The sequence below is a fragment of the Yoonia sp. D2-7 genome (genome assembly GCF_055809435.1).
In genome coordinates this window covers 1,022,986-1,039,715 of the sequence record NZ_CM147912.1, presented here as the reverse complement: position 1 = coordinate 1,039,715, position 16,730 = coordinate 1,022,986, and the positions used below count along the sequence as shown (strand labels likewise).

The window sequence follows — 16,730 nt, the reverse complement described above, 5'->3', positions numbered from 1 at the left end:
GATTGCTTAAGGGGTGAAAATGACACTTGATCCAGAAATCGTCTTGCTTGGCGTCCTGATCTGTATTTTCGCCTATTCCTTGCTGACCAAAGCGATTGCGCGTTCAATTATCACGCTCCCCATCATTTTCATGGTGGTTGGGTATCTTGCGGCAGGCCCGATTGCGCTGATGGCCGAACCCGAACTGCTTGATGACGGGAAGCGGTTGCTGGCAGAAATCACGTTGGTTCTGGTCCTGTTTTCAGACGCCAGCCATGTGCGCATCCAGAAATTGAGGCGCAGCTTTGGCATCCCCCTACGCATGCTTGTGATCGGTCTGCCGCTGACCATCGCGTTGGGCACCGTTGTAGCTTACGGACTGAACCCAAGCAGCGGTATGGCGATGGCATTGCTGACCGCAGCGGTGCTGACCCCTACTGACGCGGCACTTGGCCAGACGGTTTTATCAAGCGATTCCGTGCCGGAGAATTTACAGCAGACCATCAATGTTGAAAGCGGCCTGAACGACGGGCTTGTGCTGCCGTTTGTCTTGTTGGGCGGGATCCTTGCGTCGGCAGGCATGCAAGGCGCGAACACCGATGGTCTGGTCGTTTCGGCGTTGCTACAGATCACGTTCGGCCCGTTGGTCGGGATCGGTATCGGCTGGACCGCAGCAAAGGCGATGGGGCTCGCGCAGAGACAGGATGTCATGGCCGAAGCGGCTGGTGGCGTTGCGTTTGTTATGGTCGCGTTCTCGGCCTATTTGTTGTCCGAATTGGTCGGCGGGAATGGGTTTATCGCTGCCTTCACCGCTGGCATGGTTTTCGGAAACACCTACAAATACCCCCTGCATTTCATCAGCGAATTTATGGAAGGCATCGGCCAACTTCTGACGATGTTTGCGTTTTTGGCATTTGGTGCGCTTTTGCTGCCGGACGGCTTTGCGCATATGACGTGGAACGCGGTTATACTGGCGTTCCTTTTTCTGACGGTTGTCAGGATGTTACCCATCATGGTTTCGCTTTGGGGCACACACCTGCATGTGAGCGAGAAGCTATTTCTGGGATGGTTCGGACCGCGTGGGTTGGCGTCGATTTTGTTCACCCTGATCATGATCGACGAATTCGATTTTCCGGGTGAAGATGAGCTGCTGGCGTGCGTGTCGATGACCGTGTTCATGTCCATCATTCTACACGGCATGTCGGCCGCGCCACTGGCGAAATGGATCGGCAAGACCGTTCCAAAAGAATGAGGTTTAGGCAGAGTGGCGACCAGAAACGACAAAACCCCACCGTTTTACGGGTGGGGTTTGTAGGACTTGGTTGCGGGAGTAGGATTTGAACCTACGACCTTCAGGTTATGAGCCTGACGAGCTACCGGGCTGCTCCATCCCGCGCCAAGTTCGCATCAGATACTGCGAGTGGCTGGCGACCGCAAGGGGCGTTTTCGCACTTTTGTCATGTTTTTCGATTATTACGTAAAGTCAGCCTTATTCGGTGAAAACTCTCCCCACCGCCACGAGGGTTCGGTGGACTAATCTAGGTAATACCAAGCAGTTATCGTGGGCCCTGTGGTTTCAGGTCAGCGAACGCGATGCCTGTTGTGGCTTCGTATTCTTCGGCGTCCCAGAATCCGATCAGGATGCCGGCCTTTGCTGCCGTCTTTTGCCCTGCCAGAACTGCCGGCGTTGCCGTGATGCGCGTATGATGCTGGGTCGCCCATTTCAGCAAAGCCGCTTCCATCCGTTTGCGCGTCTCGATGTGGGCGATGTCCTGTGACGTCCCGAGGTCGATCAGTTCTTGAGGATCTGTTTCGAGATCAAACAGGATCGGATCAAAGCCTTCGCACCGAATATATTTCCAACGTCCGTCGAAGATCATCGTGGTGTGTGCGTCTTCTTGGGGGACGTCCAAGGTACGGGCCATTTCAGACCAGTGGTAATCGTGTTCGCTGATCACATAGCCACGCGCGAAACCGTTTGTACCATGCAGGATCGGCGTCAAATCACGCCCTTCGATGATATGTGGCTTCGGTTCGCATCCCAAGGCGTTCATAAAGGTCGGCGCGAGGTCGATCATTTCGATCAGGTCATCTGACACCAAGCCGCGGGTCGCATCTGCCTCCTTGCGCGGGTCCGCGATGATCATCGGGACTTTGACGGCCATTTCGTGATAGAAGTCCTTATCCCCCATCCAGTGATCACCCATATAGTCGCCGTGATCAGAACAGACTGCGATGATCGTGTTATCGCTGAACCCCTTTTCATCCATCCACGCAAACAGCCGCCCCAGATTGTCATCGAGCTGTTTGATCAGCCCCATATAGGCCGGAATCACATGCTTGCGCACATGGTCACGTGAAAAGCTTTTGCAGACGCGCGCATCAAGGTAGGCCGCCATTAACGGATGTTCGGTCTGCCGTTCTGCGTCGCTGCGCACCGGATCAATGATGTGCCGTTCGTCATACATGTCGTGATACGGCGCGGGCACAATATAGGGCCAGTGCGGTTTGATATAGCTGAGGTGACACATCCAAGGGCGTCCGTCAGCCGCAGCGTCTTCCATGAAGGCCATAGCGCGGTCGGTCATATAGGCCGTTTCGGAGTGTTTTTCCGGCACGTTTGCCGCAAGGCGAGAGTTTTCAAGCAACCACGCCGATAGCTGTTCTCCATCGTCGTCGAGCCCTGAATTTGCGAAATCTTCCCACGGATTATCGCTTTGGTAGCCATGTGACACGAGGTAGTCATCGTAGGCCGACCAATTCTGGCGCGGACTGTCGGGGTGCAAACCGTCGTCCCTTTCAAACGGTTCGAACCCGCATTCCGACCTGCGCACGCCAATTTCGCTGGCCGGATCAATGCCCAGCCAAGCCATACCTTCTTTGTCCGCAATCATGTGGGTTTTGCCGACCAAAACAGCCCGTGCGCCTGCGTCGCGCAAATGATCACCTAAGGTCGGCTCCCCAACCCGCAAAGGCATGCCGTTCCATGTGGATCCATGGCTGCGCACGTATCGCCCTGTGTAGGCCGACATCCGCGATGGTCCGCAAACGGGCGATTGCACGTAGGCATTGGTGAAGCGAACGCCCCGCTGTGCGAGCGCATCAATATGAGGGGTGTGCAGGTGTGGGTGACCGTAGCAGCTGAGGTAGTCAAAGCGCAGTTGGTCGGCCATGATCCATAGGACATTGGGGCGATCGTTCATTCTGACTCCAGATTTGGCTGGTTGAGGTGGGCTTCGTAACGGTCGATCAAGCGCAGGAAAGTTGCGATTTCGTCTTGGTCAAAGCTTTCGCTAAGACCGTCCCGACGCATTTGCATGATCGGTGCCGCATTGGCGTAGGCCTGTGCACCTACCGCAGTCATATTGACCAACGATTGCCGTTTATCATCGGGGTTCGGGACCGTTTCGACATAGCCCTTGTCACGCATCGCAGGCAGAGCCCGACTGACCAAGGAATGATCGGTGCGCTGGATTGACGCCATGTCCTGCACGCTAAGTGGTCCGGCCTCGTGCAGATCCCAAAGAATGCGCCATTGGGTGATCGACAGGCCGCCCGCGGACAGCAAAAGCCGTTGTGCCTGCGTGCGCGATGCGGTGGCCGCCGCTTGCAAGCGCCCGAACAGGTTTGCATCCTGCGTGGCCTTGCGTGCCGCCAGTCGCTGCGCGCGTGATTTCGACTTTTGATCCATCTGCGTCTCCTACGGGCTCATTCAACAGCAAAAAATATTACGTGACAAGTCACGTAATATTTGCAAACCTTTCCTTGCTTCTGGTTATCCGAAGCGAAGGCTGCTTGACCCAATGCAGCCACTAGGGAGGAGAAAATATGTTCAAGGCATCCATTATGGCTGCGGTCATTGCCGCTTTGCCTGCTGTTACAGTCGCACAAGCAAACCTAACAGCGGAAACCACATCGCCGGGATCAACACCCCATTATATTGACACAACGCTTGCCGCCGTTCTGGAATCTGCCGGCGTGGCCAGCTTGCAAATTACCGAAGGCGCCACACTGACCAATTCGGTGCAAGCTGTTGCTGAAGGCCAATTGGATATGGCACCCGCGCCGCTTATCCTGCCGTTCCTGATGTCACGTGGGATTGGCCCCTATTCCGGCGTCGGTGAAGAAAAAGGTGCCGAATTAGCCGGAAACCTGCGCGCGCTGTTCTTTACCGCCGCGTCTGCGCAGATCTTTGGTCATTATGATAGCGGCGCTATCACGGACATCACACAACTTGACGGACTGCGCATCTGGAACGGACCGCCTCGCGGTGCTGCGCTGACATCCGGACGTGCGGCGGTTCAACTGCTTTCCGGTTTGACCGAAGGCGAAGGATATGAAGGCATTCAATCGCCTTGGCCTGATACGGTGTCCAGCATCACGGGCGGTGGTGCCGATGGATGGACTATTCCCGAAGGGCTGCCATCTGGACGACAGATTGCGATTTCTGCCGCCGGTGCGATTACCATTTACGATATGCCGTCTGACTTGCTGAACAGTGAACTGGGACAGCAGATTATGAATGCGCCCGGTCATGCCGTGTATTCTGTGCCTGTAGACGAATATCGGGCTGCTTATGAAGGTAACGATATCACCATCGTCACTGACGACGATACGTTTGACAGCTTTGCCACGGCGTTCGCGCAGATCGTCCCGGCGTCAATGGATGACGAGCTGGCCTATCAGGTCACAAAAGCATTCCTAGAGGGCCAAGAACGGTTTGAAACAGGATCGCCGCGCGGTCCTTACCTGTTCCTGAGCTTTGGTGACATCGACGGAACCAGCCAAGGTGTTTGCGGTGCCGTCAAGATGTTGATGCACCCCGGTGCGATCCGCGCTTACGAAGAAGCCGGTCACACCGTCGCGGATTGCGTACGTCCCTAAGTCAAACACGGGGGCCGTATAACGGCCCCCCGATTGTTCCCCACCGGAATTTGAAAGAGACGGAACATGGAAACTGCTATGCCCCGAGGCCGACGTGCGGCGCTGGTGCTTGCCTTCGTGCTCGTGATCATTGGCATGCTCAACACCATGCCGGAAATCGCTGGGCTGCAGGACTGGATGCGCGACGTCACCGGCCTGCGTTATTTCCGTGTTTCAGGGTTTCCCACCGAATATCTGTATCCACCGCTATTTGTCTTGATGATGGTGATCGTCACGCTGGACGCCAGCGTCTATCGGGCGTGGCGCAACGAGAAGCCGCGGCGTGCTTGGCTTGGGGCCTGTCTAGATGGGGGACTGATCCTTGCTGCTGTGCTTGGAGCATTGGGGTTTCTTGTCGAAATTGATTCCATTTGCTTGATCGACCAAATCACGGGCGAACGCGCACGGTTGATCGCGGATGCGGCAGAACGATCCGCTGGTGTGATCCCCGGTATGACCTTCGAGGCAGAAGTTCCAGCGTGTCAGGCGCGGTTCGGAGTCTGGATCATTCCGTTACTGTTCACGATCATCACGCTGTTTTTTCTCTACAATATCCGCGTCTGGGGATTGCCGCTTGTGGCAGTCGCCAGCGTTGTTGTGCTGTACACCATATCCACCGCGCTGATTTGGGTGTTTGACCTGAGCGATAATAACTTTCTGCTGACGAAGCTCGGGGCAGACGGGGGTGATCCGCTTGCCGCAGCAATCCAAAAAGCGACGAACGTTTTCATCACGCCTGATGGTTTCATGGGCCGCTTCATGGACATCATCGTCAATCAGGTTTTCCCATATGTCATCTTGGGCGCACTTTTTGGCACTTCGGCAGGTGGCACGTCGCTGATCAAGCTGGCCGTCCGGTTGACGCGAAACCTGCGGGGTGGTCCGGCCCATGCAGCGATTGTATCTTCGGCCATGTTTGGCACGATCACAGGCGGGCCTGTAACCAATGTATTGTCCACGGGGCGACTGACGATCCCAATGATGCGACGCAACGGGTTTTCGCCGCAATTTGCAGGCGGGGTCGAAGCCGCGGCATCGTCGGGCGGACAGATCATGCCGCCGGTCATGGGGGTCGCGGCCTTCGTCCTCGTGGCGATTACGGCGGTGCCATACACCAAAGTCATCACGGCGGCATTCATTCCCGCGATGGCGTTCTTCTTTTCGATCTTTCTAGCCGTTGTGTTTCAAGCCCGCCGCGAGAAGGTGCAGGCCATGCGCACGATTCCGGACGATCTGGTGATGGAACGGCAGGATTGGCTAAACCTTGTTGTCATTTTCCTTCCGATCCTGACGATCCTGTTCCTGCTGCTGGGAAACAAAGATGCATTCGCACAAAGCGCGTTGGCAGGCATTCTGCCCGCTGGTGTCGCGCAGACGATCACCAATTCGACGGGCGATGCAATTTCTGCCGGATGGTGGGCCGTCATCGTGCTGTTGCCGCTTTTGTTTCTTGACCCAGCAACACGGGCGAAACCGTCCAAAGTTCTTACCTCTCTTGGAGAAGGCGGGGTTCTTGTTTCACGGTTGTTTTTGCTCTTGTTCGCGGTTTCCATCATCTCTGCGTTTTTGAACGAAAGCGGGCTGACGGGCGAATTGACGCGCGCTGTCACAGCGTGGCTGGAAACGGCACAGGTCTTGCGCATTGCAGGCTATGAAATCCCGATTGTCGGCGGGGTCTACCTGATGCTTGCGCTGACCTGCGCAATGTTCTGCGCGATCCTTTTGGGTATGGGGATGCCGACGGTCCCCGCCTACGTAAATGTCGCGCTTTTGCTGGGGCCACTTTTGGCCAACCTTGGGGTCAGCTTTTTCACAGCGAATATGTTTGTGTTCTATTTTGCGGTCGCGTCAGCGATTACGCCACCAGTCGCTATCGCTGCCTTTGCCGCCGCGTCGATCACGCGGACCGAACCAATGCGGACCAGCATTGCGGCCGTGCGCGTGGGCATCGTCATGTTCACAATCCCCTTCGTATTTGCGTGGTACCCCGAATTGCTGCTGATCGAAGAGGCCGTGACGATTACGAGCGACACGGGCCGTCGCGTCCTGATCGAAGGGTATACTGGGCAGGTCGATTGGGTCGGCTTGGCAGGCGTGTGCCTGCGACTGGTGCTTGTGCTTTATCTTGTCGCGTCCGCACTTGCGCGTTTCGATTATGGACCAATTGGACGTGCCGAAGCGGGATTACGTTTGTTCATTGCAGTTCTGGTGTTGTGGAAAACTGCCCCTGTGATGTGGATCGGCATAGCGGCAGCGGCGATGATACTTGTTGGCCATATGATGTGGCATCGGAACAAACGTATGGGTGAAAATACTGGCTAGCGGTGCGCCGATCAGATCGAGTTGCTGGTGTTTTCTTTTGCGTCGCGAATGATCTGCGTGATCCGGCCGAAAACTAATGTTTTTTCCTAGGGCCCCAATATGCTTCGTGGCTTTGCCGTAGATCTTCGTAATTCTTGATCCGATGCTTCGCGTCGTTTCCTCCGGCCTCGACAAGCATGGCGAGCAGGCCTTCCATCACGGCCATCGCACCGACGTAGCAGCCGAAATGATGCGTTGAAACAACCGACACGATGAGATTTTCGTGCGGTGTGAATTCCGACGAAACGATTTCACTGTCGGACAGGATTATCAACTTCACACCGCGTTCATTTGCGATTTTACATGCCTCAATCGTCTCTTTTGAATAGGGCGTGAAGGTGATCGCAACGAGGACGTCTTCGGGGCCTGCATCGTTCAGTTCATCAATTGCGCTGTTCATGTGTCTTGGAATTAATTGCAATGATGGCAACGCCATACGGCCAACATAGTGAAAGTAATACGCAAGCCCGTAGCTGGCGCGAACGGCTGTGAGATACGTGTTTCGCGCGCCCAACAGCATCTCGACAACCCGTTCTAACTGACCTGATGTCTGGAGTTCCAAAGACCGGTGGACGACCCCGATTGAATTGGCCGCCGCTTCGGCCTGTGCCGCCCCTTTTGCACCCGACAATTGCAAGTTGGTTAACCAGTCCGGCAAATCGGTAACGTGCGTGGACGCGACCAATGCGTGCCGGAACGGTTCGCGCAGGTCTTCGAAGCTATCGAAATTAAGGTGTTTGGCCATCCGTACGAGCGTATAAGTTGACACGCCCGATTTACGCGCTGTTTCGCGAATTGGGTCCAGCCCAAAGTCGGCAGGATGATCAACGATGTACTTTGCAACGATCTGAAGGCGTGGCGACAGGTCAGGCAGTTCGCCCTTAAGCATTGATATTGTTTTGGACTTCAGCGTTGGATCCACGGCGATCATCCCTCACATAATTGCTGCCAGTTAATAACATTTGTGATTTTTATATGCAATTGACAGGATCTGTAATTTGAACATTCTTACAGCAAGATTTGGTTTCAACATAGATCGTGTCCCAATGCCTGAATTTCCTTCGCCTGCGCCTCTTTTCGTTGAGGGCAGTGCTTTCCCCCTGCTCTACTGTGCAACGATGTTGGTCGCCGATGCCGTCGTTACGAAAACCGGCAGGCTGACAAAGGCCTTCCCGTATTCGGGTTATCTGTCTCGGCAACATAATCAAAACCCGCACGGTCGTTTGTCGCCCCGAACGTTTCGCGGATGCGGAGACACTAAATGCTAAAGCCTTTCATCATGGTGGCCCCGACAGGCGCACGCCGCACGAAATCTGATCATGCGGCTTTACCGATGACGATGGACGAAATTGTTGAGACGGCGATCAGTTGCCACGCATCAGGGGCCGACGCGTTGCACCTCCATGTTCGCGATGATGATGGTCGACATTCGTTGGATGGTGGTCGGTACCTTGAAACGATTGCAGAGCTGGACCGCATGTTGCCCTACATGCCTGTTCAGATCACGACCGAAGCCGGCGGGATTTTCGATGTATCCGCGCAATTGCGCTGCTTGCAGACTGTAAAACCCAAATGGGCATCAATTTCAGTCCGTGAAATCGACCGATCACCTGATCTGGCCGATGCTGTTTATGGCGCATGCGCGGACGCTGATACGAAGGTCCAGCATATTCTTTACGGCCCAGATGATGTTTCGCTTTACATGCAGCGCCGCGCCGACGGCATTATCCGGCAGCACCAAACCGATGTGATCTACGTCCTTGGCAGGTACAGCAAAAACCAGACGTCACGCCCCGAAGATTTGCAACCATTTCTGACCGCTGAACATGAAGCTGACAGTTGGATGGTCTGCGCGTTTGGGCCTTTTGAGCACGCATGCTTGGTTGACGCAGCCCAACGTGGTGGTGCGCTACGGGTCGGATTTGAAAACAGCATAACCGGCGAAGACGGGCATACTCACAAGGATAACGCGGGTTCTGTTTCCTCTTTGTCCCAGAGATTAACGGAGACGACGTGATCACGATCCGTCTGCGCAACAGGTTATCAGGCCTAAAGCGCAATCTCAGACGCCTCCGCCAGCATTTCATACTAGACTATAAAGGTCGCACCCATGTCCCACATCTTCCCACGCCATTGTCACGCTGACGTGCCCACCGCTGTCGGTGGTGACGGTTGTTTCCTGATCGACGCCTCTGGCAAACGCTACTTTGACGGGTCAGGCGGGGCAGCGGTGTCTTGCCTTGGACATTCAAACGAACGAGTCATTGCCGCCATCAAAGACCAAGCCGAAACGCTGGCCTATGCCCATACGGGGTTCTTCACCACCGCACCTGCCGAAGAACTGGCCGATCTCTTGATTGCACATGCGCCAGGTGATCTGGATCGTGTCTATCTTGTCTCTGGCGGGTCGGAAGCGGTCGAAGCTGCGTTGAAGCTCGCGCGTCAGTTCCATATTGAGAACGGCGAACCGAGCCGCAAACATGTGATTGCGCGCCGGCAAAGCTATCATGGCAATACGCTTGGCGCATTGGCCGCTGGTGGCAACGCATGGCGCCGCCAACAGTTTTCACCGCTTTTGATCGACGTCAGTCACATCGCACCTTGTTATGAATACGCGGAGCGGGCGGCGGATGAGACGCTGTTTGATTACGGCCAGCGGATCGCGAATGAATTGGAAGAAGAAATCCAGCGCCTTGGCCCAGAGAACGTCATGGCATTTATCGCTGAGCCTGTTGTCGGGGCGACGCTTGGGGCGGTTCCCCCTGTTGATGGCTATTTCAAAAGGATCCGCGAGATTTGCGACGCGCACGGTGTGCTGCTGATCCTTGATGAGGTGATGTGTGGCATGGGTAGAACGGGTCATTTATTTGCCTGCGACGCCGACGGAATTGCTCCGGACATTCTGTGCATCGCCAAGGGTTTAGGTGCTGGATATCAACCCATCGGCGCGATGCTGTGCACGTCGCACATCTATGATGCCGTGGCCAAAGGGACCGGATTTTTCCAGCACGGACACACCTATCTGGGGCACCCTATCGCCGCCGCCGTCGGTTGTGCGGTTCTCAAGGAAATTCTCGAAAATGATCTGGTCGCGCAGGTGCAGTCGCGCGGCGCATTTTTAGGGGCGCAGCTTCATCAGGTATTTGGGGAACATCCAAACGTCGGTGACATCCGAGGGCGCGGGCTGTTTTGGGGCATTGAGCTGGTCGAGGACCGAGAGAGCAAAGCCCCATTTGATCCAAAACGCGGGATTGCAGGTAAGATTAAAAAGGCAGCGTTTGCAGAAGGTCTTGCGTGCTATCCAATGCCCGGCACCCGAGATGGTCGCATCGGCGACCACGTAATGCTCGCCCCGCCATTTGTTGCATCTGAAGCTGAGTTAAAAGGAGCCGTGGAAAGCCTTGAGCGCGCGTTGATTATAACGCTCTGACGTAGCGCTGACATGCCACCTACCCTCATATAAAGTGACGTTCGCGTTGTAAGGTTCAATGTGAGCGTTGCAAGTGCCCCCTGTATTAGGGCTTAGCACATCCCGTTGAGAAAAAATGATGTTCCAAAAGGAGACAGGCATCATGACAACTCAAGTATTGGGCGTACTCGCAAGTGATCAGGAAGTTGCAAAGTATTCCACGTCTTTGGCCGTTCAATCCCCGTTGGGAAAGATCGACGCCGTATGTGGTCAACTAAATTTAAGCGCGAAATGGCCCAGCAAATGACTTCGGGAAAACTGTCCCATAATAATTGCACCCAAGCGGATACCGGAGGACAAAAAATGTGAAACGACAGTTCTTTGTACTTGTCCGAGAAAATGCCGCGTTTTCTACCAATTTAGGCTGTTGAGGCAGTTCTCTACCAACAGGTGGGCCGCTGGTCTCCGAGAGACTGTCATTGTCGCCCATCTTTAGAGGTGCCGCAACGGCTGGAAGCTTGATGCACTCGCGACCCTGATCGACCATATCGCTGCGGCCCAAAGCAATTCTGGCGTTGATCGGCGTCATACAGCACCGACCGCCAGTCGAAGCCATTTGCGTGGCGGAGTTTCTTTTCGCGCGGGCGATACGGCCTTCGTGACCGCCCACCCGTGCTGCAGATCGTGAAGGGAAGCATCGAGGTGCCAATCGCCGCGCCTTTTCTCCCTTAGACCTCCGGGTTGATTACGTGGATAGCCTGGCCTGCGGCATAGGCGTTGATCTGATCGAAAATGTCGCTGAACTGCAGGTCAAATTCGTCTTCCGTCACAAAGCCGATATGGGGCGTGGGCAGGACATCGGGATGTGTGAGCAGCGGGTGCGCCTTGTCGCGCAGCGGTTCGTTGTCAAATACATCAACGGCAGCGTGGATGCGGCCCTTTTCGATTTCAGCCTCAAGGACACCAGACGCAATGAGGCCAGAGCGCGACGTGTTCACCAGCAGACTGCGCGGGGCCATCGCCGCAAGATCATTGGCAGTGATAATTCCACGGGTTTCGGGTTTCAGGCGCACGTGCAGGCTGATGACGTCGGAAGTTGCAAAAAACGCCTCACGGCTGGCGGCAACGGTTTGGCCATCGGCCATGGCACGCGCGCGGCCGTCTTCGGAGGCCCACCATTGCACATTCATTCCAATGGCTTCGGCATAACCCGCCAATGCCCGCGCGATGCGGCCGTAGCCATAAAGACCCAATGTGCGCCCTCGCAGGGTCCGCCCGACCCCCATTTGCCACGCGCCTGCGCGGATGGACGCCACCTGCTGCGGGATCTGACGGTAGCTGGCAAGGATGAGTGCCAGTGCCATTTCGGCCGCCGCATAGTTCGTCCCGCCGCCCGCCATGTTGGAACAAAGCATCACGTTATTCGCGGTGCAAGCGGCCACATCTACGTGCGGATAAACGCTGCGCTGGCTGATGAGTTTGAGATTGGGCGTGCGCTCCAACAATTCGGCCCCGATCTTGGTGCGTTCGCGGAAAAGCACGAGCGCTTCGGCATCTTTGATACGCACGGCAAGCTTTACGGGGTCGGGTTCGTGGTCCGTCCAGACCGTCACATCGTGATCAGCCAGTTTGGCGAAACAAGGCAAGCCGCGCAGGGTGTCGAACCAATCATCTAGGATATGAACCTTCATCGCGACCAGACCGATTTGGGGATCATCACCTCACCCCGCGCCAACAAGCGAGCGGTTCGCACCAATCCAGCCGAGCGCAGGTCGATGCCATCCGCTGACAGATCATAGTCAACCAGCACGTCGATTTGACCGCTGGCGTGTTCCAGTGTGATCTTCGCGGGGCGGTCGTTTGACCGGGCGGCCATACCCTCGGCGACGGTGCCGGGGGTCAATACGCAAGAGGCGAGGCACTGCGCACCGGTAACAGCCATCGTTGGATGGGCCTTCCACGGCATGAAATAGCGCGACGCGATGGTTCCGCCGTCTTTTGGAGGGGCCAGAATCCCGAATTTCGGGGTGACCGATTGCGCGACATTTTCCATGCCCATGGCTTCGCCCGCTTGAATGCGCACGTCCTCCATGGCAGCAAAAAACTCTTTGTTGTCGTTCAAGGCCTCGGCGCTTTCATAACCCGTGAGGCCAAAGGCGTCCGCCTTGGCTATGACCATCGGCATGGCAACATCCATGCAGGTGACATCGACACCATTGAAGGTATCGATCAGGTTGCCGGTGGGTAAAAACGCACCCGTCGCGCCGCCGATGGTGTCCATGAATTGCAACGCCACGGGGGCAGACGTGCCGGGCACGCCGTCGATTTTCGCGTCACCATCGTAGGATACCGCGCCTTTCGGGGTCTGGACGGTTGCCGCCACTCTTGCGCCGGTGTTGACGGCATGAATGTTGACGTTGGTTTCGCCGTTTTGTGCCTTAATCAGCCCCATTTCAATGGCTGCAGGGCCAACGCCTGACAAGATATTCCCGCAGGTCGGTTTGAAATCGACTGTGCGGTCCTCAACGCTGACTTGGGCGAAGAAATAGTCGATGTCAGCCCAATCATCATCCGATCGGGACAGCATGGCGACCTTAGTTGTCACCGCGTTGCCCCCGCCGATCCCGTCAATGTTGAGCGGATGACCAGAGCCGACCATGGCGATCAACACATGTTCCAATGTTTCCAGATCATCCGGCAAATCGGCACGGTTCAGGTATGGTCCGCGGGACGTGCCGCCACGCATGAACAGGAAGGGAATAGCGGTTTGGGTCATGTCAGTGGCCATGGTAGATCAAAGTTGGATTGCAAAAGTCCCGGCGGGAAGTCGCGGTTCAAGGCCCATGCCATAGCGCAGATAAATGCGACGCCGACGGCGGCATAAGCGGCGGCAAAGCCCCAGCTTTTGCCTGCGCGAATGCGGATGAACAGCAACAGGAAACCTGCCAGGGCAAGGATGAAGCCCACAAGAGAAGTCGCGGCCAGCAGGCCAGCAAACCATGCCAGCGTTCCCCAAAGGCCGTAGACGTTCACATCGGCGTCTTGCACTTCGCGATCAGCAAAGATGGCGTGGTTTTCTGGGCGCAGCATCATTTGCCCAATCAGTGCGACACAACATACCAGCGTCACCATGGCGATAAAGTTGGGAAAAATGCGATCTCGGAAGGCGTAATCGGGGATTTGCCATGCGTTGAGCATAAAGACCGCGACAACCGCCGTTATCCCCAGAAGGAACATCATCGGCGCGCGTTTGGTGCCAACGCTCACGTCGCCTTCGGCTTGGATGTTCTTGGCCTGACGCAAGCCGATAAATACTGAAAGAACAGTGATGATGATCAGCGTGATGACAATTGGGCTGAAAATATATGGCTGTGCGACCTCCCAGCCTTGGCGCAATTTGATGCTAGCTTGCTGGTGGGCTTGGTTTGCGTAGCGTTCAACGGGCAGCGACAACACGAAACCGATCAGGAAGGCAGGTCGTGACCAATCAAAGCGGCGCAACATGATGCCCAGAAGACCGATGGCGAACAGGGCGACAAGGTCCCAGATTTCCTGACGCGACTGGAAAGCCGCGAAAGAAATAATCATGAAAAGGAACGGGGCCAATAGCGCAAAGCGGATGCTCGTTAGGCGGGCAATTCCGCCGGACGCCGCGATGCAGATCAACGTGCCTACAACGTTCGCCAGCGCGAGCAGCCAGACGATCGCATAGGTGAAGTCGAGGTTGCGTTCGAGCATTGCGGGGCCGACCTCGATCTGGCCGCTGCCCAATAGGGCGACTCCGGAGATGAAGATCGCCATAGAGCCTGAGCCGGGGATGCCAAACAATAGCGTGGGGACCAGCCCGCCCCCCTCTTTGGCGTTGTTCGAGCTCTCAGGCCCGATCACCCCGCGTACATCACCTTTGCCAAATTGCGATTTGTCTTTTGCGGTTTGGACAGTGTGGCCGTAAGCGATCCAGTCAACAACGGATCCACCAAGGCCAGGGATCACGCCAACGGTTACGCCGATCAGTGAACAGCGAAGTGAAAGCCATTTGTTGGCCCACCAATCCTTTACACCCGACAGCCATCCGCCGCCCAAAGGGGCGCGTTCGGAAATGGCGCGATCCTGACGCAGTAGGGCAATGATTTCGGGAATGGCGAAAATAGCCAGACCAACGATCACCAACTTCAGGCCGTCACCAAGGTATTGGTACAGCTCGAACGGAATGCTGCCGCTCTCGGCAGAGCGCCAGCTGACAGGAACCATACGCAGTTCGCCTTCAAACCGGCCTTCACCGATGGTGCCAACCAAAAGACCAAGCCCCGCGGCCGCAATACCTTTCAAAGCGATACGTCCGGCCAGAATACCCACCATCGACAGGCCGAAAACCGAGATCATCAAGAGTTCCGGCGTCTTGAACAGCAACACAATTGGGCGGGCCGCGAGAATAAAGAGCGTCAGGAACGCCGCCCCCATAAGGCCGCCAAATAGGGAGGATGCGAAGGCGGCCGAAAGTGCGCGTGCCGCTTGGCCCTTCTTCGCCATTGGGAACCCGTCAAGGACAGTGGCCTGCGAAGCCGACGATCCGGGTATCCCCATCAGAACGGACGCAAAGGTATCGGATGTCGGGACAACGGCGACCATGCCAATCATTAAAGCAAGCCCCGTGACAGGCTCCATCCCGAACATGAATGGCAAGAGAAGCGACAGCCCCGCGATCCCTCCCAAGCCGGGAAAAACGCCAATGCACAGTCCCATCAGAACGCCGAGGACCAAATAGCCGATCACATGGGGCTGAAGGATCATCGCAAACGCATCATTGAGCGCAGGTAAAGCTGTCGCAAAGACTTCCATCTTCGACACCATCCATGTTTTGAAATTGAAAAAGTAATGACCCCACCCGCATCGCAGGCAAGTGGGGTCGTTAGACTTAGATTACTGAAGAACGACGCCGTAGCGTTCACCCAACCAGTTGATCACAAAGTCTTTTGCTTCTTGCGGAACATCAGTCGCGCTTGCCATAGCTGTTTGCGCTGCAGCGCCAGTTAGCTGTGGGTAAACGCCAAGACGCGCGGCGCTGATTTCAGCGAAATCGTCGCGTTCCTGAATAGCCGCGAAGGCTTCAGTGAAGGTTGCAACAGCTTCATCAGGTGCGCCTGCTGGCAGGAATACCATTTTCTGTGCTGGGAAACCTGCGACGAAGAATGCTTTCCATGCGTCCCATTGTTCGCCTTCGGTTTCGCAACCGTCTGTGGCTTCGCAGATTTCCTTGAACGTCGGCATGTCAGGGAAAGTTGGATCACGCACAATGTTGCCGTCGGCGTCCAGTGCCCCGAAAGAGAACCAAGGCGTTGCAGAGCCTGCTTCCACCAGCGGTGTCACACCAGAAAGGTAGGACGAAGATGTCTGATAGTCGATGTTGGCTTCGCCACGCTCGAACATCAGACGGCCATCGCCGCGACCTTCAATCCCGAAGACCGGTTCGACGTTGAGACCCAGCATTTCCCATGCAAGTAGCGGCACGAGATCAAGACGGGTCGCGCCTTGAGAACCGTAAACGAAGGATTCGCCTTCGATACCAGCCGCGGAACCGCCGTCACCCAGCATACCGTGCAGGTCTGTTGGTAGATAGGCTACGCCCCCCGTGCCAGACGCAAGAACCACGTTCCAATCGCCATATTCATAGCGCACACGTGGGTCGCTCAACAGGTAAGGGAACTGTGTGGAACCAGAAGACCCGAAGATCGTTGTGCCGTCTTCGTAAGTCATTTCCTGAAAGTTGTTCGCGCCCTTCGTGGAACCTGCACCGGGATCAAAAGTGACCACAACAGTAGGGTTGCCAGGCAACGCTTCGGACAAAAGCGGGGCATAGAAGTTGGCCCATTTGGCGGAACCACCGGTTTCAGAGAAAGGGATAATCCATTCGACAGTTTTGCCGGACAGATCGATCTGGTGGCCGTCAGCGACAGACTGTGTGGCGACCAAAGCAGATGTAAGCGCCAGAGCGCCCAGTGTTTTCTTAAGCATTTTTTCCTCCCATTGATCAGGCCACCTCGACCTGACACGTAGAATC

General features: G+C 55.9%; 12 protein-coding genes and 1 tRNA gene. 5 read left to right on the top strand and 8 right to left on the bottom strand.

The genetic code is table 11. From position 1 onward, the window contains the following. The first annotated feature begins 19 nt into the window (after positions 1–19). Complete coding sequence (locus AC0L7R_RS05050) at positions 20–1,231, top strand: cation:proton antiporter domain-containing protein (RefSeq protein WP_473659264.1); 1,212 nt, start codon at positions 20–22, stop codon at positions 1,229–1,231. A 67-nt stretch (positions 1,232–1,298) separates the two neighbouring features. Here the strand turns inward: AC0L7R_RS05050 and AC0L7R_RS05045 are convergent. The 3 genes from AC0L7R_RS05045 to AC0L7R_RS05035 form a co-directional block, all read right to left on the bottom strand. Further along, a tRNA-Met gene (locus AC0L7R_RS05045) sits at positions 1,299–1,375 on the bottom strand. A 160-nt stretch (positions 1,376–1,535) separates the two neighbouring features. Further along, a complete protein-coding gene (locus AC0L7R_RS05040; protein ID WP_473659262.1) occupies positions 1,536–3,182 on the bottom strand; it encodes a sulfatase-like hydrolase/transferase in 1,647 nt (548 codons plus the stop codon). After that, entirely contained in the window at positions 3,179–3,670 is a 492-nt protein-coding gene (locus tag AC0L7R_RS05035; protein ID WP_473659260.1) for a MarR family transcriptional regulator, read from the bottom strand. Before AC0L7R_RS05035 ends, AC0L7R_RS05040 begins: the two co-directional genes overlap by 4 nt. Before the next feature lie 137 nt (positions 3,671–3,807). Here AC0L7R_RS05035 and AC0L7R_RS05030 point away from each other — a divergent pair, with 137 nt between their 5' ends. Further along, complete coding sequence (locus AC0L7R_RS05030) at positions 3,808–4,863, top strand: TAXI family TRAP transporter solute-binding subunit (protein WP_473659258.1); 1,056 nt, start codon at positions 3,808–3,810, stop codon at positions 4,861–4,863. 78 nt (positions 4,864–4,941) lie between these two features. Continuing rightward, positions 4,942–7,224, top strand: coding sequence for a TRAP transporter fused permease subunit (locus tag AC0L7R_RS05025; protein ID WP_473659256.1), 2,283 nt, complete (start codon positions 4,942–4,944; stop codon positions 7,222–7,224). Between the two features lie 73 nt (positions 7,225–7,297). On the opposite strand, the gene AC0L7R_RS05020 is transcribed toward AC0L7R_RS05025, so the two are convergent. Next, complete coding sequence (locus AC0L7R_RS05020) at positions 7,298–8,194, bottom strand: SIS domain-containing protein (protein ID WP_473659254.1); 897 nt, start codon at positions 8,192–8,194, stop codon at positions 7,298–7,300. A 330-nt stretch (positions 8,195–8,524) separates the two neighbouring features. Here AC0L7R_RS05020 and AC0L7R_RS05015 point away from each other — a divergent pair, with 330 nt between their 5' ends. Both AC0L7R_RS05015 and AC0L7R_RS05010 read left to right on the top strand, forming a co-directional pair. Beyond that, positions 8,525–9,280 carry a 3-keto-5-aminohexanoate cleavage protein gene (locus tag AC0L7R_RS05015; RefSeq protein WP_473659252.1) on the top strand — a complete coding sequence of 252 codons (756 nt, stop codon included), beginning with the start codon at positions 8,525–8,527 and terminating at the stop codon, positions 9,278–9,280. Between the two features lie 93 nt (positions 9,281–9,373). After that, positions 9,374–10,693: an aspartate aminotransferase family protein gene (locus AC0L7R_RS05010; protein ID WP_473659250.1), complete on the top strand. Its 1,320-nt coding sequence runs from the start codon at positions 9,374–9,376 to the stop codon at positions 10,691–10,693. A gap of 707 nt (positions 10,694–11,400) precedes the next feature. On the opposite strand, the gene AC0L7R_RS05005 is transcribed toward AC0L7R_RS05010, so the two are convergent. The 4 genes from AC0L7R_RS05005 to AC0L7R_RS04990 form a co-directional block, all read right to left on the bottom strand. Then, positions 11,401–12,363, bottom strand: a complete 963-nt coding sequence (locus AC0L7R_RS05005; protein ID WP_473659248.1) for an NAD(P)-dependent oxidoreductase — start codon at positions 12,361–12,363, stop codon at positions 11,401–11,403. After that, on the bottom strand, positions 12,360–13,448 hold the full coding sequence (locus AC0L7R_RS05000) for a 4-oxalomesaconate tautomerase (protein WP_473659246.1): 1,089 nt from the start codon (positions 13,446–13,448) through the stop codon (positions 12,360–12,362). Before AC0L7R_RS05000 ends, AC0L7R_RS05005 begins: the two co-directional genes overlap by 4 nt. Further along, positions 13,445–15,511 carry a tripartite tricarboxylate transporter permease gene (locus AC0L7R_RS04995; RefSeq protein WP_473659244.1) on the bottom strand — a complete coding sequence of 689 codons (2,067 nt, stop codon included), beginning with the start codon at positions 15,509–15,511 and terminating at the stop codon, positions 13,445–13,447. The genes AC0L7R_RS05000 and AC0L7R_RS04995 overlap by 4 nt, the downstream gene beginning before the upstream one ends. Positions 15,512–15,592: 81 nt before the next feature. Further along, positions 15,593–16,684 carry a tricarboxylate transporter gene (locus AC0L7R_RS04990; protein ID WP_348106974.1) on the bottom strand — a complete coding sequence of 364 codons (1,092 nt, stop codon included), beginning with the start codon at positions 16,682–16,684 and terminating at the stop codon, positions 15,593–15,595. Positions 16,685–16,730 lie beyond the last annotated feature (46 nt).

What these genes read in the sequence shown, in the direction of transcription:
- AC0L7R_RS05050 (WP_473659264.1), top strand. Translation starts at nt 20, where the DNA reads ATGACACTTGATCCAGAAATCGTCTTGCTTGGCGTCCTGATCTGTATT.
- AC0L7R_RS04995 (WP_473659244.1), bottom strand. Translation starts at nt 15,511, where the DNA reads ATGGAAGTCTTTGCGACAGCTTTACCTGCGCTCAATGATGCGTTTGCG.
- AC0L7R_RS05000 (WP_473659246.1), bottom strand. Translation starts at nt 13,448, where the DNA reads ATGACCCAAACCGCTATTCCCTTCCTGTTCATGCGTGGCGGCACGTCC.
- AC0L7R_RS05030 (WP_473659258.1), top strand. Translation starts at nt 3,808, where the DNA reads ATGTTCAAGGCATCCATTATGGCTGCGGTCATTGCCGCTTTGCCTGCT.
- AC0L7R_RS05010 (WP_473659250.1), top strand. Translation starts at nt 9,374, where the DNA reads ATGTCCCACATCTTCCCACGCCATTGTCACGCTGACGTGCCCACCGCT.
- AC0L7R_RS05005 (WP_473659248.1), bottom strand. Translation starts at nt 12,363, where the DNA reads ATGAAGGTTCATATCCTAGATGATTGGTTCGACACCCTGCGCGGCTTG.
- AC0L7R_RS05040 (WP_473659262.1), bottom strand. Translation starts at nt 3,182, where the DNA reads ATGAACGATCGCCCCAATGTCCTATGGATCATGGCCGACCAACTGCGC.
- AC0L7R_RS05025 (WP_473659256.1), top strand. Translation starts at nt 4,942, where the DNA reads ATGCCCCGAGGCCGACGTGCGGCGCTGGTGCTTGCCTTCGTGCTCGTG.
- AC0L7R_RS04990 (WP_348106974.1), bottom strand. Translation starts at nt 16,684, where the DNA reads ATGCTTAAGAAAACACTGGGCGCTCTGGCGCTTACATCTGCTTTGGTC.
- AC0L7R_RS05015 (WP_473659252.1), top strand. Translation starts at nt 8,525, where the DNA reads ATGCTAAAGCCTTTCATCATGGTGGCCCCGACAGGCGCACGCCGCACG.
- AC0L7R_RS05035 (WP_473659260.1), bottom strand. Translation starts at nt 3,670, where the DNA reads ATGGATCAAAAGTCGAAATCACGCGCGCAGCGACTGGCGGCACGCAAG.
- AC0L7R_RS05020 (WP_473659254.1), bottom strand. Translation starts at nt 8,194, where the DNA reads ATGATCGCCGTGGATCCAACGCTGAAGTCCAAAACAATATCAATGCTT.